Source organism: Demequina phytophila, from assembly GCF_000971135.1.
GTDB classification, from domain to species: domain Bacteria; phylum Actinomycetota; class Actinomycetes; order Actinomycetales; family Demequinaceae; genus Demequina; species Demequina phytophila.
In genome coordinates, this window is sequence record NZ_BBLW01000009.1 from 129,950 (window position 1) to 150,596 (window position 20,647).

23 protein-coding genes are annotated in these 20,647 nt (G+C 72.5%); 13 read left to right on the forward strand and 10 right to left on the reverse strand.

The genetic code is table 11. The annotated features are described in order from the left end of the window. Positions 1–5: 5 nt before the first annotated feature. Both AOM01_RS13475 and AOM01_RS13480 read left to right on the forward strand, forming a co-directional pair. Positions 6–761 (forward strand): amino acid ABC transporter ATP-binding protein, encoded by a 756-nt coding sequence (locus tag AOM01_RS13475; protein ID WP_062294579.1) that lies wholly within the window; start codon positions 6–8, stop codon positions 759–761. A gap of 83 nt (positions 762–844) precedes the next feature. Then, entirely contained in the window at positions 845–1,402 is a 558-nt protein-coding gene (locus AOM01_RS13480; RefSeq protein ID WP_156155995.1) for a hypothetical protein, read from the forward strand. 15 nt (positions 1,403–1,417) lie between these two features. Here the strand turns inward: AOM01_RS13480 and AOM01_RS13485 are convergent, their stop codons facing one another. Both AOM01_RS13485 and AOM01_RS13490 read right to left on the reverse strand, forming a co-directional pair. After that, the gene (locus AOM01_RS13485) at positions 1,418–1,870 is read right to left on the reverse strand and encodes a GNAT family N-acetyltransferase (RefSeq protein ID WP_062294476.1); all 453 of its coding nucleotides are present in this window, start codon (positions 1,868–1,870) and stop codon (positions 1,418–1,420) included. 44 nt (positions 1,871–1,914) lie between these two features. Beyond that, the gene (locus AOM01_RS13490) at positions 1,915–2,820 is read right to left on the reverse strand and encodes an NAD(P)-dependent oxidoreductase (RefSeq protein WP_062294478.1); all 906 of its coding nucleotides are present in this window, start codon (positions 2,818–2,820) and stop codon (positions 1,915–1,917) included. Between the two features lie 88 nt (positions 2,821–2,908). Between AOM01_RS13490 and AOM01_RS13495 the strand changes: the two genes are divergently transcribed. From AOM01_RS13495 to AOM01_RS13510, 4 genes are all read left to right on the forward strand, one after another. Further along, entirely contained in the window at positions 2,909–3,742 is an 834-nt protein-coding gene (locus tag AOM01_RS13495; RefSeq protein ID WP_062294480.1) for a phosphodiester glycosidase family protein, read from the forward strand. 24 nt (positions 3,743–3,766) lie between these two features. Continuing rightward, positions 3,767–4,162, forward strand: a complete 396-nt coding sequence (locus tag AOM01_RS13500; protein WP_062294482.1) for an ACT domain-containing protein — start codon at positions 3,767–3,769, stop codon at positions 4,160–4,162. 117 nt (positions 4,163–4,279) lie between these two features. Continuing rightward, positions 4,280–4,492 (forward strand): hypothetical protein, encoded by a 213-nt coding sequence (locus AOM01_RS13505; RefSeq protein ID WP_062294484.1) that lies wholly within the window; start codon positions 4,280–4,282, stop codon positions 4,490–4,492. A 105-nt stretch (positions 4,493–4,597) separates the two neighbouring features. Then, positions 4,598–5,449, forward strand: coding sequence for an alpha/beta fold hydrolase (locus tag AOM01_RS13510; RefSeq protein ID WP_062294486.1), 852 nt, complete (start codon positions 4,598–4,600; stop codon positions 5,447–5,449). A gap of 1 nt (position 5,450) precedes the next feature. On the opposite strand, the gene AOM01_RS13515 is transcribed toward AOM01_RS13510, so the two are convergent. Genes AOM01_RS13515 through AOM01_RS13530 form a run of 4 tightly spaced genes read right to left on the reverse strand, consistent with a single transcriptional unit; the run spans position 5,451 to position 9,470 of the window. Next, on the reverse strand, positions 5,451–6,440 hold the full coding sequence (locus tag AOM01_RS13515) for an aminoglycoside phosphotransferase family protein (protein ID WP_062294488.1): 990 nt from the start codon (positions 6,438–6,440) through the stop codon (positions 5,451–5,453). A 2-nt stretch (positions 6,441–6,442) separates the two neighbouring features. Beyond that, positions 6,443–7,057 (reverse strand): sugar O-acetyltransferase, encoded by a 615-nt coding sequence (locus AOM01_RS13520; RefSeq protein ID WP_228374315.1) that lies wholly within the window; start codon positions 7,055–7,057, stop codon positions 6,443–6,445. A 58-nt stretch (positions 7,058–7,115) separates the two neighbouring features. Beyond that, positions 7,116–7,526, reverse strand: coding sequence for a VOC family protein (locus AOM01_RS13525; RefSeq protein ID WP_062294489.1), 411 nt, complete (start codon positions 7,524–7,526; stop codon positions 7,116–7,118). A 39-nt stretch (positions 7,527–7,565) separates the two neighbouring features. Beyond that, complete coding sequence (locus AOM01_RS13530; RefSeq protein ID WP_062294492.1) at positions 7,566–9,470, reverse strand: DUF4914 family protein; 1,905 nt, start codon at positions 9,468–9,470, stop codon at positions 7,566–7,568. A gap of 216 nt (positions 9,471–9,686) precedes the next feature. Between AOM01_RS13530 and AOM01_RS13535 the strand changes: the two genes are divergently transcribed. The 4 genes from AOM01_RS13535 to AOM01_RS13550 all read left to right on the forward strand — a co-directional run bounded on the left by AOM01_RS13535 (position 9,687) and on the right by AOM01_RS13550 (position 12,982). Continuing rightward, complete coding sequence (locus AOM01_RS13535) at positions 9,687–10,400, forward strand: hypothetical protein (protein WP_062294494.1); 714 nt, start codon at positions 9,687–9,689, stop codon at positions 10,398–10,400. An 81-nt stretch (positions 10,401–10,481) separates the two neighbouring features. Next, positions 10,482–11,177: a hypothetical protein gene (locus AOM01_RS13540; protein ID WP_062294495.1), complete on the forward strand. Its 696-nt coding sequence runs from the start codon at positions 10,482–10,484 to the stop codon at positions 11,175–11,177. Positions 11,178–11,226: 49 nt separating this feature from the next. Next, the gene (locus AOM01_RS13545; RefSeq protein ID WP_082110266.1) at positions 11,227–12,309 is read left to right on the forward strand and encodes an Rv2578c family radical SAM protein; all 1,083 of its coding nucleotides are present in this window, start codon (positions 11,227–11,229) and stop codon (positions 12,307–12,309) included. A 376-nt stretch (positions 12,310–12,685) separates the two neighbouring features. Beyond that, positions 12,686–12,982: a DUF202 domain-containing protein gene (locus AOM01_RS13550; protein ID WP_062294497.1), complete on the forward strand. Its 297-nt coding sequence runs from the start codon at positions 12,686–12,688 to the stop codon at positions 12,980–12,982. Between the two features lie 230 nt (positions 12,983–13,212). Here AOM01_RS13550 and gnd read toward each other — a convergent pair whose 3' ends face one another. Genes gnd through AOM01_RS13565 form a run of 3 tightly spaced genes read right to left on the reverse strand, consistent with a single transcriptional unit; the run spans position 13,213 to position 16,611 of the window. Continuing rightward, positions 13,213–14,235, reverse strand: a complete 1,023-nt coding sequence (gene gnd, locus AOM01_RS13555; RefSeq protein WP_062294499.1) for a phosphogluconate dehydrogenase (NAD(+)-dependent, decarboxylating) — start codon at positions 14,233–14,235, stop codon at positions 13,213–13,215. Position 14,236: 1 nt separating this feature from the next. Beyond that, entirely contained in the window at positions 14,237–15,652 is a 1,416-nt protein-coding gene (gene zwf, locus AOM01_RS13560) for a glucose-6-phosphate dehydrogenase (RefSeq protein ID WP_062294501.1), read from the reverse strand. Then, entirely contained in the window at positions 15,649–16,611 is a 963-nt protein-coding gene (locus tag AOM01_RS13565; RefSeq protein WP_062294502.1) for an SDR family NAD(P)-dependent oxidoreductase, read from the reverse strand. Before AOM01_RS13565 ends, zwf begins: the two co-directional genes overlap by 4 nt. 90 nt (positions 16,612–16,701) lie before the next feature. Between AOM01_RS13565 and AOM01_RS13570 the strand changes: the two genes are divergently transcribed. From AOM01_RS13570 to AOM01_RS13580, 3 genes are all read left to right on the forward strand, one after another. Beyond that, positions 16,702–17,211, forward strand: coding sequence for an O-acetyl-ADP-ribose deacetylase (locus AOM01_RS13570; RefSeq protein ID WP_062294505.1), 510 nt, complete (start codon positions 16,702–16,704; stop codon positions 17,209–17,211). Positions 17,212–17,220: 9 nt separating this feature from the next. After that, the gene (locus AOM01_RS13575) at positions 17,221–18,105 is read left to right on the forward strand and encodes a hypothetical protein (protein ID WP_156155996.1); all 885 of its coding nucleotides are present in this window, start codon (positions 17,221–17,223) and stop codon (positions 18,103–18,105) included. Between the two features lie 199 nt (positions 18,106–18,304). Then, entirely contained in the window at positions 18,305–19,624 is a 1,320-nt protein-coding gene (locus tag AOM01_RS13580; protein WP_062294509.1) for an HNH endonuclease signature motif containing protein, read from the forward strand. 29 nt (positions 19,625–19,653) lie between these two features. Here the strand turns inward: AOM01_RS13580 and AOM01_RS13585 are convergent, their stop codons facing one another. Continuing rightward, on the reverse strand, positions 19,654–20,643 hold the full coding sequence (locus AOM01_RS13585) for a zinc-binding alcohol dehydrogenase family protein (RefSeq protein WP_062294511.1): 990 nt from the start codon (positions 20,641–20,643) through the stop codon (positions 19,654–19,656). Positions 20,644–20,647 lie beyond the last annotated feature (4 nt).

A 20,647-nucleotide genomic window follows, 5' to 3' on the forward strand; every position in this document is an offset into this window, starting at 1 on the left:
CCCCGATGGTCGACGTGCGCCAGGCGCACAAGATGTTCGGCGACCTGCACGTGCTGCGCGGCGTCGACCTGACCGTGCAGCCCGGCGAGGTCTGCGTGGTGCTGGGCCCCTCGGGCTCGGGCAAGTCGACCCTGCTGCGCTGCCTCAACGAGCTCGAGGTGCTCACCGGCGGCTCCGTCCACCTCGACGGCGAGCTGCTGGGCTACCGCGAGGACTCCGCCGGAAGGCTCCACCGCCTGCACCCGACGGCGATCGCGAAGCAGCGCTCGCGGATCGGCATGGTGTTCCAGCGCTTCCACCTGTTCCCCCACATGACCGCGCTCGAGAACGTCATGGAGGCGCAGGTCCAGGTCCTCAAGCGGTCGAAGGGTGCGGCGAGGGTCAAGGCCGTGGAGCTGCTCGAGCGCGTGGGCCTCGCGGACCGCATGGACCACTATCCGGCTCAGCTGTCGGGCGGCCAGCAGCAGCGTGTCGCGATCGCGCGGGCGCTCGCGATGGACCCCGAGATCATGCTGTTCGACGAGCCCACCTCGGCGCTCGACCCCGAGCTGGTGGGCGAGGTGCTCGCCGTGATGAAGGACCTCGCCGCGGGCGGCATGACCATGGTGGTGGTGACCCACGAGATCGGCTTCGCCCGCGAGGTCGCCGACCACGTGGTGTTCATGGACGAGGGCGTCGTGGTCGAGGAGGGCGCGCCGGCCGCCGTGCTCGACGCGCCTCGCGAGGAGCGCACCAAGGACTTCCTCTCGCACGTGCTCTAAGTGCCGGGACCCCACAAGTGGGGGGTGCCTCTGCTCACGTAGCGACTGCTATACCTGGGGCGACACCGCTGAGGGGGACGATCGTGACCATGGTGAGGGTGCCGCTCGGCGGTTCGGCGATCGACGTCCCCGTCCCGCCGATTCCCGAGGTGACGATGCTCGAGCCGGGCCGCTTCGGCGGGCCCGGCTTCACGTCGGGACTGCTGGGCCTGGGCCTCGTGTCGCTCGGGGTGGTGGCGCTCCTCGCGGTGGTCGTCGTCGTAGTGGTGCTCGCCGCGACCAAGCGGTCCTCCGGGTCGGGGCTTCGCATCGCCGCCGGCACCGCGCTCGCAGCGCTCGCGACCGGCACGGTCCTGCTGGTGACCAGCACGCGTGCGAGCGACGCGGCGCAGGCCGAGTACGACACCGCCATCGCGACTCAGGAGGCGGAGCTCGCCGCGCTCGCGGACACCCTCGCGCGCGAGGTGGACGCGGGGCTCGGGGTGGAGCTGGCGAATCCGCTGGACGTGCTGCTGGTCGGGGACGGCCTCCTCGAGTTCCACGCGACCGACGCCGCCGGTGCGCCCGTGGCCTGCCTGGCCTCCGGCACGAGGGACGGCGCCGGCTGGCTCATCCACGTGGAGTGCCCGGCGCCCGCGTGACCCGGGCGGCGCACCTCAGCGCACGTCGCGGCTGAGGTAGAAGGCCCGCTCGCCGGTGTCGGGCTGCATGAGCGCGAACCGGTGGCGCGCGTAGAAGCGCAGCGCGTCGCCGTCGTCCTCGTCCACGTTCACCTCGATGAGAGCACATCCCCGTGCGCGCGCGTCCGCCAGCATCGCCTCGACCAGCTCGGTCCCGGTGCCGCGGTCGCGGTGCTCGGGGTGCACGTAGAGCTCGTCGAGCAGCGCCACCGGGCCGTCGTGCCACACGTTGGTGCGGTACGTCACCAGCGCGATACCGATCGCCCTCTCACCGGCGAGGAGTGCGACCGTGTCGCCCGTGGTGAGGAGCCGCTCGATCCGGATCGCGAGCACGGCCGGTCCCGGGGTCGGGGTGTCGAACTCGCGATTGAAAGCGTCGAGCAACCTCGCGACCTCGGCGGCGTCGCCGGGTCCCGCCGTGCGGATCACCCCACCACGGTACGTCCGCGCGGAGGTGAATGTCCCGTGCGGGGTCAGCTCGCGCGGTACGCGGCCGCCATGTCCTCGTCGCCGTGGCCGTCCGCGACCACGCGGTCGAGCCGCGCCTGCGCCCCCTCGAGCCCGTCGAGGCGCACCCCCGCGAGCGCGGCGGCCGCGAGGATGAGGTCCGCGTCCTTGGCAGCGGTGGCCGCCCCGAAGCTGGCCTCCGCGAGCCTGTCCTCGAGGATCAGCGCCGACTTGGCCCGCAGGTACCCGGAGTCGAGCGGGCCGCCGTCGATCAGCTCGAGGAACAGCTCCGGCGGCACTCCCAGCCCCCGTGCCAGCGCCATCACCTCGCCGGCGGCGTTGTTGAGCGCGAGCACCCAGGAGTTCGCGACCAGCTTGAGCCGCTGCGCGGACCCGGCCGCGGCATCGTCCCCCGTCCAGAAGGTGCGCGTCGCGAGGGCGTCGAAGACGGACGATGCCGTGGCCCGGACGTCCTCGGGCCCGGCGGCGAGCACGGTGAGGGTGCCCAGCTCCGCGGGCTCGCGCGTGCCCAGGACGGGCGCGTCGATGAGGACCACGCCGAGCTCGTCGGCGAGGGCGGCGATCGCGGGCTGCAGGTCGAGCCCGACGGTAGCGGACTGCACCCACAGGGCGCCCGGGCGCAGGCCGGGCGCGGCGTGACGCATCACCTCGAGGGTCACGGGGCCGTCGTGCAGCATGGTGAGGACCACGTCGGCCTCGTGGACGGCCTCGGCGGGGGTGGTGGTCGCGGTGGCGCCGTCCGCCACCAGCGCCGCGGCGGTCGCGTGGGTGCGGTTCCACACGCGCACGCCGTGGCCCGCGCGGACCAGGTTCCTGGTCATCGCCGCACCCATGATGCCGGTGCCGAGCACCGCGATCTCGAGCGAACGGAACACGCCCTCGGGGGAGGGGGTGGGGGCGGTCTGCGTCATCGGGTGCTCCTGACGTCGGCGGATGGGTCCGGAGGGACAACGAGCGGCGGCGCCCACTCCTTCCCGGGTGGTCGACTAGCCTCGTCGCGTGCCCCGCCTCATTCCCGCCGCCCTCGCCGTCCTCGTGCTCGCGGGCTGCGGGCTCGTGGGCGGCGGCGAGGCGTCCGAGCCGCCCGCGCCGTCCTCCGAGGCCGCCACGACCACCCCGCCCACCGCCGAGGCGAGCCCGACGACCGAGGCGACCGGCGAATCGTCCACCGAGGTCCCCACGGACGTGATCGACCTGGGCGAGCACGGCTCGTACGGGGTGGTGACCCTCGCGCTCGACGCGTGGGACGTGCGCGTCGACTGGCCGCGGGATCCCGACGGCACCGACCTGGGGGAGTACATCGAGGCCCATCCGGGGATCGCGGTGCTCACCAACGCGGGGATCTTCTCGGAGGACCTCACGCCCGGCGGCCTCCTGGTCGCCGACGGTGAGGAGCTGCGCGCGCTCAACCTCGCCGACGGCTACGGCAACTTCCACCTCAAGCCCAACGCGGTGTTCGAGATCCGCAAGGACGGCACGGCTGCGGTGGTGGACTCCACCGCCTACCAGGCCAAGGGCGTGCGGCAGGCGACCCAGTCGGGGCCGGCGCTGCTGCTCGACGGCGAGATCCACCCGGAGTTCGCCGAGGGCAGCGAGAACACCGCGCTGCGCACCGGCGTGGGCGTGAGCCCCGACGGGCGCACCGTGTACCTGGTCATCACCCGGACGTACGTCAACCTCTGGGACTTCGCCGTGATGTTCCGCGACGAGCTGGGCGTCGAGGACGCGCTGTACCTCGACGGGCAGATCTCGCAGCTGTGGGTCGAGGGCCACGCGGAGCCCACGCCCTACCTGGGCCCGTACGCGGGCGTGATCGCGGCGTACCCCCGCTGAGGCAGGGCGGCATACGCTGGCGGCATGGCCATCGTCGACCTCGCCGAGCTGCTCGCGGACCTCAGCGTGCGGCTGGACCCCGAGCGCTACGTGTGGTCGTCCGTCGCGGCGGTCCCGGACGGCTGGGACCCCGTGGCGACGGTGGTGGAGTCCGAGGGGACCACGGTGGTGCTGCGGGAGGACGATGCGCTGGCGCTGGGTCTCGCGCACGAGTTCCGCTCCGCGCGCATCACCCTCGAGGTGCACTCCTCGCTCGAGGCGGTGGGACTCACGGCCGCGTTCGCCCGCGCGCTCGCGGACGCGGGCGTGAGCGCGAACGTGGTCGCCGGCTTCCACCACGACCACATCTTCGTCCCCTGGGACCGGCGCGAGGACGCCCTCGCGGCCCTCGAGCGGCTCGAGGCGCAGGCTCGCGGGTAGCGGGATACCGCGGTCGCGGCACGCTCGGCGCCCGCGGCGTACCGCGTTCGCGGACACTTCGGCGCCGAGGGACCGACGTCCCCCGCGACCGCCGTCGCCGTCGCCAAGACTGCAGGTATGAGCCCCATCACCGCGACCGTCACCCGGATCGCCACCCTCGCCGCCACCCGCGGACCCGGAGCGTGGCTGCTCGCCGTCGCCCCGGCCGCGGGGCTCGCGCTCGCGTTCGGCGTCGACGCCATCGTGGGGCTCGGGATCGCCGAGGGGGTCGGCGTGGGTGTGCTCGGCATCATCGATGCCGTCGTGAAGGGGATCGCGGGCGGGCACTAGGCCTGCGATCACCTTCCTCCGCGCGCACGCCGACCCGGCCTGAACGGGCGGGCCGCGGCTGCCGTGGCGGGGGCGTGCGGGCGCGGATAGATTCGAGGCAGAGCCATGCCCATGTCCCTGACGCCGCGCGAGCGGGAGCAGGTCGACGCCGCGAACGCGGCGGACGGCCCCGCCGTGCTGCTCCTCCACGAGATGTGGAGCCTGGCAACCGCGTGGGAGCCCTGGCGAGAGCCGCTCGCGCGCGCGGGATTCGCGGCCGTCGCGGTCGCGTGGCCACACGAGCCCGTCTCGGTCGAGGACGCGCGACACCACCCCGATGCGCTCGCGGGCGTCGGCCTGATCGACATGCTCGACCACGCCGCCGACGTGGCGCGCGTGCTGCGCGAGCCGCCGCTCGTGGTCGGCACCGGCGTCGGGGGGTTGACGGCGCAGCAGCTCGCCGGCCGCGGTCTCGCACGTGCGACCGTCGCGATCGTGCCCGCACCGATGCGCGGCGCGCGCCCCGCGCCGGACACCGTGCTCACCTCGGCGTCGCCCATCCTGCGCGACCGCGACAATCGGGCGCGCGCCGTCACGCTCACGTATCCCGAGTTCCGGTACGCGTGCGCGAATACCCTCACCCCCGACGAGGCGCACGAGCTGTGGGAGACGCAGCACGTCGCGGCGCCCGGGCGCGTGGGCTTCGAGGTCGCGTCGCAGAAGCGCGAGGCGCGCGCACCTGCCGGGGTCGACACCGTCAGTCGCGACCGGGGGCCGTTGCTGGTGGTGGCGGCGGGCAAGGACCGCCTGGTGCCGCCCGAGTCCGCGGCGGAGACCTTCCGCATCCAGAGCCGCAACCCCTGTCCCACGGACTACATCGAGTTCTTCGACCGCGGGCACACGCTCACCGTGGACGGCGGCTGGCCCGAGGTGGCGCGCCGTGTCATCGAGTACCTGGCCCACCACGGTCCCGCGTAGGTCATACGTCGAGGATCGCGTACAACCGGCCCCGATTCGCGCGGATGGACGCGCGATGGCCGTCGAGCCAGTCGCCGGTGAATCCGCGCGGCGCGATCTCCGTGAGCTGCACCGCCATCGACCACAGGCGGTACAGCGCGACGCGAAGCTCGGCGTCGCGGTCCATCACGAGCCGCTGACCCGTGGCCGCCTCGAAGCCGCGCATCTTGTCCGCATCGAAAGGGCCCGCCGAGTGGGTCTCGCCGCCCGCGAGGCCCCACAGAGGGTCGCCGAACAGCGACCGTTCGAAGTCCACGATCCCGGTCACGTCGCCGGTCTGCGGATCCACCAGCACGTTCCCGTGCCAGAGGTCGGCGTGCACGAGGGTGGGCTCGGCGACCTGCGCGAGCGCGGCCTCCGCCGCCTCGACGGCGGCCAGGAGCCGCCGTGGCTGGACGTCGACGCCCCAGGCCGCCGCATCGTCCACCGCGGAGTCGACCAGCCGGCGCAGGAATCCCGGCCACGTCGCGTCGCCCAGCCGGAAGCCGTCCGCAGGGAACCCGAAGAGCGGGCCGTGCAGGGTGCCGAACGCGGCGAGCGCCTCGCCGACCTGGTGGAACGTGCGCGCGTTGCTCGCGGGGCTCATGACGTCCGTCGCGGAGTCCCACGGCATGCCGGGCAGGAGCGACATCACCAGCACCTCGACGTCCACCGTCGCGCGGGTGAGGTCCTCGTGCAGCACGCGGGGGGTCGGCAGGCCCAGGGGCTCCACGAGGCGCAGGTGGTCGCGTTCGGAGCGCAGCATGTCGTGCTCGTAGCCGAGCAGGCGGCGGGTGTCGGGGACGGAGGTCTTCACCGCCACCGTCTCGCCGCCGGTGAGCTCGACGCCCTGGACGGCGGAGAAGGTGCCTCCGGACAGCAGCCAGTGATCCGTGACCGTGCCGAGCGGCGCGAGGACCGCGTTCAGCTCCTCGCGGGTGAGGGCCCGCTGCGTGGGCAGGAGGTCCGTCACGGCTACAGCGTCCGGATCACCTTCGCCGGATTGCCCGCGACCACGGACATCGGCGGCACATCCTTGGTCACCACGGAGCCGGCCGCGACCACGGAGCCGCGGCCGATCGTGACGCCCGGGCAGATCACCACGGACCCGCCGAGCCACACGTCCGCCTCGAGCGTGATGGGGAACGCGCGCTCCCAGCCCTCGCGACGGATCTCCACGTCGAATGCATGGTTGACCGTGTAGAAGCGGGCGTCCGGGCCGATCAACGCGTTGTCGCCGATGGTCACCACACCCGAGCCCAGAATCATGAGGTTCGCGTTGATGAACACGTTCGCCCCGAACCGGACGCGCTCCCGGTACTCCAGGTAGAGCGGCGGGCGGTAGTCGAGGCCCGGTCCGCACTCGCCCACGAGCTCGCTCAGGCCCGCGGTGGAGCCCACCGGGTCGTCGTAGTACCCGGCATTGAGCTCGCGCAGGCGGGCGAGCGTCGCACGCTGCATGTCCGCGAGCTCCGGCCCGGCGCGGTAACGGAACCATTCGTCGTGCGCGAGCTTCTCGTACTCGGTCCGGGTGGGGTCCTCGACGGGAACCTCGGCCATCGCGGCCTTCATCTGCTCGGGGCTGGTCACGGGTACCAACCTACGGCCGCGCACGACCGGCGAGAGCGCCCGAGGTCCTACTCGGCGGCTACTCCTCCTCGACCTGCTCGAACAGCGTCAGCTGCACGCCCACGGGCGTCTCGAGGCGCGCGTTGAGGGAGCCCCACGGCGTGCGGGTGGGCGGCGCGACGTGCTCCGCGCCCGCGGCGAGGGCGGCCGCGGAGGCGACCGCCGCATCGTCCACCTGCAGGGCCAGGCGCACCTCCCGGGCGACGGGACGGCCCACCTCGACCGCGTCGATGTGCGCGCGCTGCGGCGTGTTGACCAGTTCGAGGGTCGCGCGACCCGCCTCGAGCACCACGACGCGGGCGTCGCCGTCCGCGGTCGGGGTCTCGAGGTCGAGCGACACGGGCATGCCGAGCGCGTCGCGGAACAGCGCGAGCGCCTCCTCGAGGTCGGGGGCGTGGAGGACCAGGCGCAGCTGCAGGGGAGCGGTCATCACCCCACCGTGCGCGCGACCGTCCCGCGCGTCAACCGCTCACAGGTACATGGGCGTGAGCGCTTCGTAGTCGTCCACGCCGCCGTCGACGAGGCAGGTCTCGATGATCCGCCTGCCCAGCGGGTCCAGGTCATCCGTCAGGAACTTCGCGAGCTCGGACTTGAAGAAGCCGGTGAGGATCGCGCAACCCGCGTCGTAGGCCGCCTCGCCCACGTGCGACTGGGTCTCGGGGCGCAGCAGCGTCCGGCGGATGGGCTGGCCGTCGAGCGTCATCTCCTTGGGTGCGTAGCCGAACAGCGCGCAGCGCGCCGGCTCGAGCTGGTCGGCGCGCATCCGGCCGCCGCCCTTGCGCGCCAGCCACTCGCGGGTCAGCCACTCCGCGGAGAATCCCACCTGGTAGGCGCCGATGTGCTGGTTCGGGGTGAGGACGTAGCGGGTGCGGTTGAACTCGAGGATCTGCCGCAGCAGCAGGTTCGCCGCCTCGACCTGGGTGCCGGTTGAGAACGGCCAGTACGAGCCCACGCCCTCCGAGACCATGCCGCCGTGCTCGAGGGTCTTCACCGCGTCCGCGGCCTCGCCGATCGACGGATTCTTGTCGCCGCGCGGTGCGATCAGGCGCCACAGCCACGCGATCGCCGGCGGCACGAAGTGCGTCATGCCCATGATCCCGTAGGTGGGCTTGTCGGAGGTGCACGCCGGCATCCGGACGCCGAACGTGCGCACGTCGACCGGCTCGGGCTCGTGCACGATGCCGTGGATCATGGTGCGCGGGATCACCACGCGCGGGTTCGGGCAGGGCTTCCCGGTCGAGTCGAGCGTGTGCTCCCACGGGAGCGCCGTCGCGTCGGGGACGCCGTCGATGCTGAAGAACACCAGCGGTTCGTCGGGGTGGATGACGGCGCGCTCGAAGTGCACGTCCGCGCCGTAGGACTTGAGGTTGTCCACCCGCACGAACCAGCCGGCCTCCGCATCCGCGACGACCATCTTGCCGCTGCCGTCCTGGACGGCCGGGTGGCACAGCGTCATGTCGTCGGTGACGGGCGCGAGGTCCGAGGTCTCCGACAACGTGATGAGGTAGGGCTCGCCGGTGGCCACGTTGGTGCCCAGCAGGATGCGGCCGTCGTCCTCACGGCGCAGCTCCTGGCACATCTCCGACTTGCCACCGCCCGAGGCGCCCTCGTGCATGATGACGGTCTCGTTGTCGTACGGCGTGGTCACCCGCACCGACGAGGCGTGCGCGGTGATCCATCCCTCCTGCTCGCCGATGTCGAGCAGCACCGAGAACACGCCCTTCTTCGCGCTGGGTCCCGGGTACAGGTTGTACGCGAAGATCTCGTGGAGGGTCTCCGAACGGTCGTGGACCACCACCTGCTTGCCGTCGAAGTGGGTGTGGCGGAACGGGGGAGCGACGTACAGGATCGAGCGCGGCGAGAAGTCTCCGAGCTCCTCGAACGTCACCCAACCCTGGAGGTCCACCAGCGCGGTCGCGAAGAACGCCGCGTTCGCGGGCACGATCGCGATCGACGGCGAGCCGTGCCGCGGCCCGCCCGCCTTGAACGGCACCACCACCAGGTCCTGGTGCGCGAGCCACGCCATCGTGTCCGCGCGCGTCGTGTCGAACGAGTGGCCGAAGCGGTCGGCGAAGCGGGTCTTGTCCGTGGGGTGGTCGTCCGCGATCACCATGCACTGCGGGTCGCGGCGGCGCATGTAGTCCTCGGGGTAGTTGACGGCGATGCCGTTGCGACAACGCGTCACGGTCGCCTCCGTCACCACCTCGCCGTCGACGTCGTAGTCGACCCAGAACGTCCGGCCGCCGTCGGGGCCGAGCGAGAGGGCGTACAGCTCGTCGCGCGTGGCGGGGATGGTGACCGACGGCGCGGCCTCGAGGGCGGCGCGCACGTCCGGTGCGAGCTCAAGTCGGTCCAGCTGGGTGAGGGTGTGCATCTGGTCGGCTCCTTCGGCTTCCAGGCGGCTGCTTCCACTGTGCGCCCGTCCCGGCGAGTCTGCCCATTCAAAAGGAAAGGTAAAAGGGACGTAGGTCCGGGGGTTGCGGCGCGGCCCCGCGCGGGACGATGCGCCGGTCGCCCAGGGTGGGCGAGTCGCCCGGTGGTACGGTCGCGGTGGGACGCGCCGGACGCGGCGTGCACCAGGGGGGATGTCATGAGTCGTGGCTGGTGGACGGCCGGTGCGGCCGCGCTCGCGGTCGGCGCGTGGGTGGTCGCGCGGTCGCTGCTGGGCGGGGTGCCGGAGGCCGAGGAGCCGCCGGCCGATCCCGAGGCCTCCGCGATCGGGGTCGCCGGCCTGGAGCCGGTCGCGTACGCATGCATCGGGGGCGGGTGGTACGAGGACGCCCGCACCTACGAGCTGCTGATGGTGGAGACGGTCACGAGCGGATGGCTGGACACGTGCATGGAGGTGTTCCGCGTGCCCGACGAGGACGACTCCGCCGACTACTTCCACGCGGCCGCGACCGCCTACTGGACCACCGAGGGCGGTTGGTCCGCGTCGCCGTGGGCCGCGATCGACGCGCCGCCCCTGGGGCCGGAGACCATCGCGATCCACGTGTCGGAGCCGTCCGTCGACAATGTGTTCCTCGCGGACTCCGCGGCGCTCGAGCCGTGCGCCGACGGCGAGGAGCCCGCGTATCCGGGTCTGGGCTGGGTGCTCTCGGGAGGGTGCGCCGTCGACGCGGACATCGAGCAGGTGATCGACGGCGACGTCGCCTCGTGGACCATGGCCGAGCCGTCCGCGCTCGACGTCACCGTGCACACCCTCGAGGTGAAGGTGGCCCAGGGCGCGACCCCGACGTTCACCCTGGTGACGTCCTCGGCCGCGGGGGAGAGCCGTGCCGAGGTGCGGACCGACGTCGGCTGATCGGGGTGGCTCCGCGCTCGCCTGCCGGTGACGCGCTAGCCTCGCCGCAGACGTACCGAACGATCAGAGGGCGGTGGCCGTGTGCGCACGATGGTGATGATCCTGGTGGGGATCGTGCTCGTGGGGATCGGCTGGTTCTGGTGGCGAGGCGACGTGGTCGACAACGCGCCCACGGTCGACGCCGCCGTCGCCATCCCGCTGCCCGTGGTCACCGGCCCGTACGACCCGGTCGCCTCCGACTGCCGTGAGGGCGTCGCGTGGACGTCGACGCACACGCGTCCCTGGCAGTCGCTCGCGCAGGAGTACGAGGGCACGGTCGACGCGTGCATGGAGGTGTACCGGATCACGGACGAGGAGGTCGGGGACGGTGACTTCTACGTCGCGGTCGTCACGTCCTCGTGGACCCGCACCGACCGCGAGGACTTCTGGTACCCGTGGGACGGCGGCGCCGACGCGCCCGGCCCGGTCGCGATCGAGGTCACGGTCGCGCCCGGGGCGATCGGCAACTCCTACGATGCGTCCCGGCCGTCGGTGGAGGACTGCGCCGCGACCATACCCGACGCCCCGGTGCTGCTCGACGGGGCCGACCCGCTGGGCACCCCCACGTTCGTGGCCGGCGCCTGCGGCGGCACCATCGAGCGCACGAGCTGGGACGCCGATGGTGCGACGTGGACCGCGACGCGCCCCGAGGAGTTCGATCTCACCGTGACGTCGTTCCAGGTGAAGGTGCCCGAGGGCACGGTGCCGCGCTTCCAGCTCTCGGTCGCCCAGGGCTGAGCTCGCGCGTCGCCTTGACCTCGGTTCGAACAGGTGTTCGAATGAGGGCATGCGGTGGGAGGGACAGGCGCTGCGCGCCGAGACGGACGATGCTCTGCCCGCGCTCGCGCGGATGTCGAACCTGGTGCGGACGGTCACCACGCCCGAGTTCGCGGGGGTGACGTTCCACGAGGTCCTCGCGAAGAGCGCGCTCAACCGCGTCGGGCCGGGGTCGGCCGTGCCGTTCACCTGGACCGTCAACCCGTATCGCGGCTGCACCCACGCTTGCGTCTACTGTTTCGCGCGGCCCTCGCACCGGTATCTCGAGCTCGATGCCGGCGCGGACTTCGACAGGCAGATCATCGTCAAGATCAACATCGCCGACGCGCTGCGCAAGGACCTCGCGAAGGGCTCGTGGGCCCGCGAGCACGTCGCGCTCGGCACCAACACGGATCCCTACCAGCGCGCCGAGGGTCGCTACCGGCTCATGCCCGGCATCATCCGTGCGCTCGCGGACTCCGGCACGCCCATGTCGATCCTCACCAAGGGCTCGCTGCTGCGCCGCGACCTGCCGCTCCTCGCCGCCGCGCGCGAGTCCGCGCCTGTCGACCTTGCCCTGTCGATCGCGATCGCCGACGACGACCTCCAGCAGGCCGTGGAGCCCGGCACCCCCACCACCCAGGCCCGCCTCGCCACCGTCACCGCGGCGGCCGAGGCCGGCTTCGAGGTCGCGGTCTTCATGATGCCGATCCTGCCGTTCCTCACGGATTCGGAGGAGCATCTCGACGCCGCGCTGGGCCGCATCAAGGCTGCCGGTGCCGCCTCGGTGACCTACACCGCGCTGCATCTCCGGCCCGGCGTGAAGGAGTGGTACGCGCGGTGGCTGCACGCGCATCGTCCCGACCTGATCTCGCGCTACCGGGAGCTCTACGCGGACGGCTCGTACGCCCCGAAGGAGTACCGGCGCGCGCTCGCCGCGCGCATCAAGCCTCTCATCGCCGCCCATGGACTTGCGCGCACGCCGGAGGACCCCAACACGGGCACGGTCGCCTCGCGCGCCCACGCGCGCGACGACCAGGGCGAGTGGCGCCGCACGCGCGCCCGGGGGGACGATGCGCCGGTCCCGCCGTCAGCGCCCCTCACCCTGTTCTAGGGACGGCTTTGCGTCTGTGCGCGCCGGTGGCCTAGGGTCGGGGTGGGCCCACCCGGGCCCCTCCTCGAGTCGAGTTCGAGGGCGTGCCGCGACGTCGCGGACCGCCCCGCCGCTCACCCGCGGTCGTGTTCCTCGTCGGGACGCGCCCGTGCCGACCACGTCGGCCCACCGCCTCGCGCGAGACCACTGCAGTCCGCCGCGTCCTGACCCTCAGCTCCTCCGTGGCCTCACCGAAGGAGCACCCATGTTCACCGACGACCTCGTGTCGATCGCCCAGGCCATCCGCCTCGTCGCCGCGGCGCTCGCCCGCCGGAGCCGGCGCGGCGCGGCACGCGAGTAACGTCGACAGCAGGGGGGGCCGGCAAGGAGGCCTGCCATGGAAGCCGAGCGCACGTTCCTCGCGTGGATCCGCACCGCGCTGATGCTGGCGATCGCGGCGCTCCTGCTGGTCGCGCTCGACGTGCCGGTGGCTGAGGTCTGGCGGCTCGCCGCCGCCGGGCTCCTGCTGCTGTTGGCGGTCACGGCGGCGGCTCAGGGCCTCTACTCGTGGCGCGTCCACGCGCGTGCGGCCGGCGACGAGGAGCCCCCGCCCGACCTGCGCGTCGCGAGGTGGCTCGTGTGGGGTGTGGTCGCGGCCGTGCTCCTGCTGCTCGTCGGTTGGGTGATGACCTGACCGCACTCGTCGTTTTCATGCACTCTCGCGAGCGCGTGCGGGGGATTCCTCCATGCGCGCGCCGCTTCGTTGCGCTGCGGCCCGCCTCGTGCACGGAATCGGCACGTGAGGCTCCGACACGCGGCCGCGCAGGCGCCTCGAGCCTGCGAAAGTGCATGAAAACGACGAGCGCGGGTGCACGCACCTTGCCGGCGCGCGCCGGTGGTGCGCGCCGGTGGTGTACCTGCGCGCTACTCGCCCGTGGGCTTCTCCTCGTGGCCGCCGAATCCCTTGCGCATCGCGGAGAGGGTGCGCTGGGCGTAGTCGTCGAGGTCGCGCGACGCGAATCGTGAGTACAGCGCGGTGGTGAGGACGGGCGTCGGGACGCCCTCGTCGATGGCCGCGATCGAGGTCCATCGACCCTCGCCCGAATCGGAGACGTGGCCCGAGAACGTCTCCAGATCGGGGTCCGCGCGCAGAGCCTCCGCCGTGAGGTCGAGCAGCCAGGACCCGATCACGGATCCGCGTCGCCACACCTCCGCGACGGCGGCGGTGTCGACGTCGTAGCGGTAGAACTCCGGGTGGGCCAGCGGCGCGGTCTCCGCATCCGCGTCGCGCGCGACCGCGCCGATGTTCGCGTTCCTCAGCACGTTCAGCCCCTCCGCGTACGCCGCCATGAGCCCGTACTCGATCCCGTTGTGGACCATCTTCACGAAGTGCCCCGCCCCGGTCGGGCCGCAGTGCAGCCAGCCCTCCTCGCCAGGAGTGAGATCACCCGCCAGCCCGGGAGTCCGGGCCGCCGCGTCCGCACCCGGCGCGATGGTCCGCCAGATGGGCGCGAGCCGGGCGACCACCGCATCGTCCCCGCCGATCATCAGGCAGAAACCGCGCGCGAGGCCGTGCACCCCGCCCGAGGTGCCCACGTCGACCAGGTGGATCCCGGACTCGGCGAGCGAGGTGGCGTGTGCGAGGTCGTCGCGGTAGTAGCTGTTGCCGCCGTCGATGATGGTGTCGCCCGGCTCGAGCACCGCTGCCAGGCCGGAGATCACTCGCTGCGTGATCTCGCCCGCCGGCACCATCACCCAGACCGCGCGCGGCGCCTCGAGCGCCTCGATGAACCCCTCGAGCGAGCGCACCGGCACAGCGCCCTCCGCGGCGAGCGCGTCGATCGCGTCCGCGGACACGTCGTGGACCGCGACCGTGTGGCCATCGCGCATGAGGCGGCGCGTGAGGCCCGCCCCCATGCGTCCCAGGCCGATCATCCCGATCTGCATGTCACTTCCTTCCGTGCGAGTTGGGTGTGGAGGGGTCGTGCCAGGGGCCGTCCCCTCCGATGAGCGTGTCGGCCTCTGTGGGGCCCCAGCTGCCCGGCGCATACCGGATGGCCGGGGCGTGGTCGGTGAGCACCCCGTCGACCACACGCCATGCCGCCTCGACCGATTCCTCCGAGGTGAACAGCGCGCGATCGCCCTGCATCGCGTCGCCGAGGAGGCGCTCGTAAGGGCGGCGGTCGGCGACGCCGCTGGTCTCGGCGATGAGCTCGCGCTGCTCGCCGACGAACTCCTCGCCCGGCGTCTTCACGCGCGCGCCGAGCGCGATCTCGCCGTCCGGTTGGAGCCGGAAGCGCAGGTGGTTGGGGTGCTGCGCCATCATCGCGTCGTCGAACAGCGCCTGCGGCGGCTTCTTGAACTCGACGATCACCTCGTGCACCGTGGCGGGCAGGTGCTTGCCGGTGCGCAGGTACCAGGGCACGCCCGCCCACCGCCACGAGTCGATGAACAGCCGCGCCGCCACGTAGGTCTCGACGTCGGAGCCGCGTGCCACACCCGGCTCGTCGCGGTAGCCCTCGAACTGGCCGCGCACGATGTCGTTCCTGGTGAGCGGCCGGATCGCGCGGAACACGTTGGCCTTGGCCTCGTGCACCGCGCCGTACCCCTGGTACGCGGGCGGCTCCATCGCGAGCAGCGCCACGATCTGCAGCATGTGGTTCTCGAGCACGTCCCGCAGCGCGCCGGCGCTCTCGAAGAACGCGCCGCGACCCTGCACGCCGAAGTCCTCCGCGATGGTGATCTGCACGCTCGCGATGCGGTCGCGGTTCCACACCGGCTCCAGGAACGAGTTCGCGAAGCGGAAGTAGAGCAGGTTCATGATCTGCTCCTTGCCCAGGAAGTGGTCGATGCGGAACACCGACTCCTCCGGGAAGGCCTTGCGCACCACCGCGTCGAGCGCCTGCGCGGACGCGAGGTCGCGCCCGAACGGCTTCTCGACCACCACCCGGCCGTGCTTGTGCAGCCCGACCGCGGACAGCCCCTCGATCACCGTGGCGAACAGCGTGGGAGGGATCGCGAGATAGTGCACGGGACGATGCGCGTCCCCCACGGCCTCCTTGAGCGCCCGGAAGGTCGCGGGGTCCTGGTAGTCGCCGTCGACGTAGCGGAGCAGGTCCAGCAGCCGGGCCAGCGCCTCGGGCTCGTGGTCCGGGTGAGCCGCCTCGACCGACTCGCGGGCGCGCGTCCGCAGGTCCTCAAGCGTCCACTGCGAGTACGCCACGCCCACCACCGGCACCGTGAGCTCGCCCTCCAGCACCATGCCGTACAGCGCGGGGAAGATCTGCTTGCGGGCGAGGTCTCCGCTCGCGCCGAAGAAGACGAGCACATCCGAGAGGGCGGGCTCGTGGGTCGGGGTGCTCATGCGCTGCCCTCCTTGGCTCGTGCGGCCGCGGCGGCCGCCTCCACGTCCATGCGCTCGCCGGTCAGCGCGATCGAGGCCTCCCACAGCGCCGGGATCCCGGCCTCGATGGCGGCGCGACGCAGCAGGAACCGGCGCGTCGGCGGGCCGCTGAGCCCCCAGCGGGGACCCCACAGGGTGCCGCCGCGGGCGTGCGGGTCGGTCGCGGCCCGCAGCTGCGGAAGCGCCCCCTCGTCGGGATGCATCCCGCGCTGCTCGGCGTACGCCTCCCAGAACGGGCCCTGCCGTCCGCCGCCGCCCTCACGGACGGTGCGCTTCTGCAGGTCGGTGCGCGAGATGCCCGGGTGAGCGCAGAGGGCCCGGGCGGGCGTGGCCGCGGCGCGCAGCGCATCGTCCAGGCCGAAGGCGAGCTGAAGCGCGGCGAGCTTGCTGCGGCCGTAGGAGCGCCAGTCGTCGTACCGGCCCTCGAGATGCGGGTTGGCGGGGTCGACGGCCTCCGCATTGAGGCGCGCGATCGACGTGGTGGTGACGATGCGCGCCGCGGGGGCAGCGACCAGGCTGGGAAGGAGGCGCGAGAGCAGCGTCCAGTGGCCCAGGTGGTTGACGGCGAGCTGGGTCTCGAAGCCGTCCTCGGTGCGGCGCTCGGGCATGGCCATCACCCCGGCGTTCGCGAGTAACAGATCGATCCGCGGGTGCGTGGCGGCGATCGCCGCCGCCGCATCGCGGACGCTCGCCTGCGAGCCCAGGTCGACGGGCACGTGCTCGAGCGAGGCCTCCGGAACCTGCGCGAGGACCGCGGCCCGCGCATCGTCCGTCTTGGCGGTGTCGCGCGCCGCCATCACGACGTGCGCGCCCGCGCGGGCGAGCGCGGTGGTGCAGGCGAGGCCGAGCCCGCCGTTCGCTCCGGTGACGACCGCGATGCGGCCGGTCAGGTCGGGGATGTCTGCGGATGTCCAGGTCACGGGTGCTCCTCTCCCCACTGGCCAACCTAGGGCAATGCGCCGATGTTCCGCAGGGCGACCTAGGGTGGTGCCAGGGAGAAGGGGTGGGCGATGACGGCGGTGCTCTCGGTGCGGCGGGCGGACCTCACCACGCTCGCCGTCGACGCGATAGTGAACGCGGCGAACTCGTCCCTGCTGGGCGGCGGAGGAGTCGACGGTGCGATCCACCGCGCCGCGGGTCCCGGGCTGCTCGAGGAGTGCATGACGCTGCGCGGCTGCGCGGTCGGATCCGCGAAGATCACGGGCGGGCACGCGCTGCCCGCACGGCACGTCATCCACGCGGTCGGGCCGGTCTGGCATGGCGGCGACCAGGGTGAGGCGGAGCGGCTGGCCGGCGCCTACACGGCGTCGATCGCGCTCGCGCAGACGTACGGGTGCCGGTCGGTCGCGTTCCCGTGCATCTCGACGGGGGTGTTCGGGTACCCGAAGGACCTCGCCGCGACGGTGGCGGTGCGCGCCGTGGGGGCGGCGCTCGCCTCCGCGCCCGCGGTCGAGGACGTGGTCTTCTGCGTCTTCTCCGATGAGGACCTGGCGATCTACCGGGGCATTCTCGGTGGGTAGGGTGGCGCGGTGAGAGTGCTGCGGGGTGTCGAGCCGGGGCTTGCCGGGGAGTGGCTGCGGGGGCGGATCGGCGGGTGGGCGACCGTCGGCGGCGTCGCCGGCACGGGGTTCGAGGCGTATGCGCGTGTGCTCCACCCGGTCCCGGCGCGCAGGCTCTCCTGGGAGGACCCTGGCGGCGGCATGGTCCCCCGCGTGGTGGAGGAGCGCGACTGGAGCTGGGCGGAGGTCGCCACCGCGGTGGGCGGCGCGATGCATCCGCTGGTGCAGTGGTACGCGCTGACCTCTGACGAGGACATCGTGAGCCTCGAGAGCGGCTGGGACGTCGGTCAGACCCGTGACGGCTGGCTCGACCCGCGGCTGTGGGCGGCGCTGGTGCCGCACCTCACGCGCGCCGATGCGCCCGACGTGATCCTCGGGTTCTGGACGGGCTTCGGCACCTTCGAACGGGGCCGCCGGCACGTCGCCATCGCCGTCGAGGGGGACGATGCGCGGGCCGGGTCCGAGCCCCATCTCCCCGTGGTGGCGGAGGAGGCTTTCGAGGCGTTCGCGGAGGGTGAGCTGCTCGAGATCCCGGGTCTTGAGGGAACCGGGCGCGGGTACCTCATGCTGCGGGGCGAGCTGGCGCTGCTCGGGGACCCGGACTGGGGGTTCGACGCCGGGATCGGGTGGTGGGGACCCTTCCGCGAGCCCATGCCGCAGTATGCGTGGCCCGCCGACCACTCGTGGCTGGTCGCGAGCGAGATCGACTGGGACTCGACGATCGTGGCCGGGTCGCGTGCCCTGGTCGATGCCGTGCTGGCCGATCCGGCGTTCGAGGCGTTCGAGGTGCGACCCGACGACCGGCTCGACTGGGACGGAGACACGGTGAACCCGCCGCGGGGTGAGCGGCGCTGAGCGCGCCCACCGTCGCGAAGTTATCCCCAGCAAGAAGTTCGTTCGCCGCTCGTCGCTGGGGCGAGTTTTGCATCGTGCCTGATGTGTGGGGTGGTGGTGCTGATGTCCACAGGCGGGACATCGGGGAAGGTTATCCACCCTGGTAGATCTGTGGATTCGTGGTGGGGTGAGTGTCAGAGGGTGGTGGTGGACTGGTCTCATGACGTTCTCGACGGCTCGTTTGACCACCGCGGTGGCGGCGTTGCGCCATTTCGATGGGGTGGATGTCGATGCGCTCGATGATGAGGCGTTCGCGGTGTTCCAGGAGGCGGTGGCGTGCGTGTACCGCCATGCAGGGGTCGCGGCGGCGGAGGGCGCCGCCGCGGTGCAGCGACGATCCGCCGCGGAGAGGGGTGCGTCGGGGTGGGCTCGCCAGCATGGGCACCGTCATGCGCGGGCGAAGGTCGCCGAGGATCTCGGGATCGGTGAGGGCGAGGCTCAGAAGCTGATCGATGCCGCCGATTCGGGCAAGAAGGAGAAGTACCCGCTGGTCGCGGCGGCTCACGCGGAGGGACGCATCGGGGCGGCGGCGGTGACGGTGGTGACGGAGACGTTGGATGCGTTGGCCGGCATCGAGGGGTGCCCCGATGATGTGGAGGCACGCCTGGTCGTGAAGGCGGAGCGGTTGACGCTGCGGGATCTGAAGCGTGCGTGCGAGCGCTTGCGGGCGCGGCTGGATCGTGAGGCGTTGGCCGCGAAGGAGGCCCGCCACCGTGCGCAGCGGTCGGTGGCCGTCTCGCAGGATGCGGACGGGATGACGCGTATCTCGGCGCGGTTGGATGCGGCATCGGCGGCACCGATCGTGGCGTGGCTGGATGCGCAGGTGAAGGACGCGTTCCAGCGCCGCCACGACGATCCTGCCGTCGCCCTGGCAGACCGACGCACGGCCGCACAGATCCGTGCCGACGTGCTGGTGATGCTCGCCCAGCATGGGCTGGGCTGTGACCAGCCCGGCACGGGCGTGCGGACCGAGGTCATCATCCGGGTGAACAAGAAGGACCTGGAGGACGACCTCGCGTTGGGCTCGTGCGACTCGCTGCCGGGCGACATCACCGTGGGCACGCTGCGGATGATGGCGGTGGATGCGCGGATCCTGCCCGCCGTGATGGGCGGCGACTCGGTCCCGCTGGACTGGGGGCGCGCCAGGCGGCTGTACACGGTGGATCAACGCAAGGCCTTGATGGAGCGCGACGGGGGCTGTGCGTGGTGTCTGGCGCCACCGACCTGGTGCATCGTCCACCACTCGAGATTCTGGGCCAGGGACGGGGGACGGACGGACCTCAAGGACGGCGTGCCCTTGTGCACCGGGTGCCACGTGACCGTGCATACGAGCGGCTGGGAGATCCAGATGCGCGACGGGCGACCGTGGTTCATCCCGCCTGCCTCGATCGACCCCACCCGCACCCCGATCCGAGGCGGCGTCGCACGCCTCGAGCTCGACGACCGGCCCGTCCGCCACACCGAACCCCGCGCCGCATGACCAGGGGAGGGCTCTGCCCGCAGCGGCGCTCAGCGGTGGACCACCACCTTGCCGATCATCGACTGCGACTCGACGCGGCGGTGCGCCTCACGCAGGTGGGAGGCCGTGAAGTCCTCGAGGTACTCGCTGGCGGTGGTGCGGACCAGGCCGCGCTCGGCCAGGTGCGCGACCTCGGCGAGGTACTCGCCCTGGACGTGGAGGTCGGAGGCGCCGTGGAGGGCACGCGCGAACATGTACTCGAGGTGCAGCGACATCGACTTCGACTTGAGCGGTGCGAGGTCCTCGAAGCCGCCGTCGATCGCCACGACACCCGCGAAGGGGCGCCCGAGGGCCGCGTAGGCCGCGAGGTTGCCGGGCGTGTAGGCGGACAGCACGTGGTCCACGCCGTCGGGCGCGACCTCCCTCACCGCCGCCTCAAGGTCGTGGTGGTCGACCACCGCGTCGGCGCCCATGTCCGTGGCCCACTCTGCAGAGGCCTCCCGAGCGGCCGTGGCGATCACGCGGAGCCGCGTGGTGGCCTTCGCGAGCTGGATCGCCGCCGACCCGACCCCGCCGGCGCCGCCGACCACCAGCAGGGTCCCCTCGGAGCGGGGGCCCAGCCGCAGGTGGTCACGGAGGGCCTCGAGCGCCGTGAGGGCCGTGAGGGGAAGCGACGCTGCCTGCGCGAAGGTCCACGTCGATGGCTTGTGGGCGACGATCCTGTGGTCGACGGCCTGATAGTCGGCGTTCGAGCCGGCACGGGAGATGTCCCCGGCCCACCAGACCTCGTCACCCGGGGCGAATCCCGTGACCTCCGCGCCCACGGCCTCGACCACGCCCGCGCCGTCGTAGCCGAGGATCCTCGGGCTGTCCGGCGTCGAGCGCGCGACGCGCACCTTCACGTCGACAGGGTTGACGGACACCGCCTCGACCCGGATGAGCAGGTCGCGGGGGCCGTGGTCGGGCAGGGCGATCTCGACGTCGACGAGCGCCTCGTGGCTCTCGATGGGCAACCCGGCGAACGCTGCGATGGCGTGCATGACG

Bases quoted from the DNA above. Each gene is read 5' to 3' on its own strand.
- AOM01_RS13475 (WP_062294579.1), top strand. From the start codon at position 6: ATGGTCGACGTGCGCCAGGCGCACAAGATGTTCGGCGACCTGCACGTG.
- AOM01_RS13490 (WP_062294478.1), bottom strand. From the start codon at position 2,820: ATGACGCAGACCGCCCCCACCCCCTCCCCCGAGGGCGTGTTCCGTTCG.
- AOM01_RS13500 (WP_062294482.1), top strand. From the start codon at position 3,767: ATGGCCATCGTCGACCTCGCCGAGCTGCTCGCGGACCTCAGCGTGCGG.
- AOM01_RS13505 (WP_062294484.1), top strand. From the start codon at position 4,280: ATGAGCCCCATCACCGCGACCGTCACCCGGATCGCCACCCTCGCCGCC.
- AOM01_RS13510 (WP_062294486.1), top strand. From the start codon at position 4,598: ATGCCCATGTCCCTGACGCCGCGCGAGCGGGAGCAGGTCGACGCCGCG.
- AOM01_RS13525 (WP_062294489.1), bottom strand. From the start codon at position 7,526: ATGACCGCTCCCCTGCAGCTGCGCCTGGTCCTCCACGCCCCCGACCTC.
- AOM01_RS13530 (WP_062294492.1), bottom strand. From the start codon at position 9,470: ATGCACACCCTCACCCAGCTGGACCGACTTGAGCTCGCACCGGACGTG.
- AOM01_RS13535 (WP_062294494.1), top strand. From the start codon at position 9,687: ATGAGTCGTGGCTGGTGGACGGCCGGTGCGGCCGCGCTCGCGGTCGGC.
- AOM01_RS13545 (WP_082110266.1), top strand. From the start codon at position 11,227: ATGCGGTGGGAGGGACAGGCGCTGCGCGCCGAGACGGACGATGCTCTG.
- AOM01_RS13550 (WP_062294497.1), top strand. From the start codon at position 12,686: ATGGAAGCCGAGCGCACGTTCCTCGCGTGGATCCGCACCGCGCTGATG.
- gnd (WP_062294499.1), bottom strand. From the start codon at position 14,235: ATGCAGATCGGGATGATCGGCCTGGGACGCATGGGGGCGGGCCTCACG.
- zwf (WP_062294501.1), bottom strand. From the start codon at position 15,652: ATGAGCACCCCGACCCACGAGCCCGCCCTCTCGGATGTGCTCGTCTTC.
- AOM01_RS13570 (WP_062294505.1), top strand. From the start codon at position 16,702: ATGACGGCGGTGCTCTCGGTGCGGCGGGCGGACCTCACCACGCTCGCC.
- AOM01_RS13580 (WP_062294509.1), top strand. From the start codon at position 18,305: ATGACGTTCTCGACGGCTCGTTTGACCACCGCGGTGGCGGCGTTGCGC.
- AOM01_RS13585 (WP_062294511.1), bottom strand. From the start codon at position 20,643: ATGCACGCCATCGCAGCGTTCGCCGGGTTGCCCATCGAGAGCCACGAG.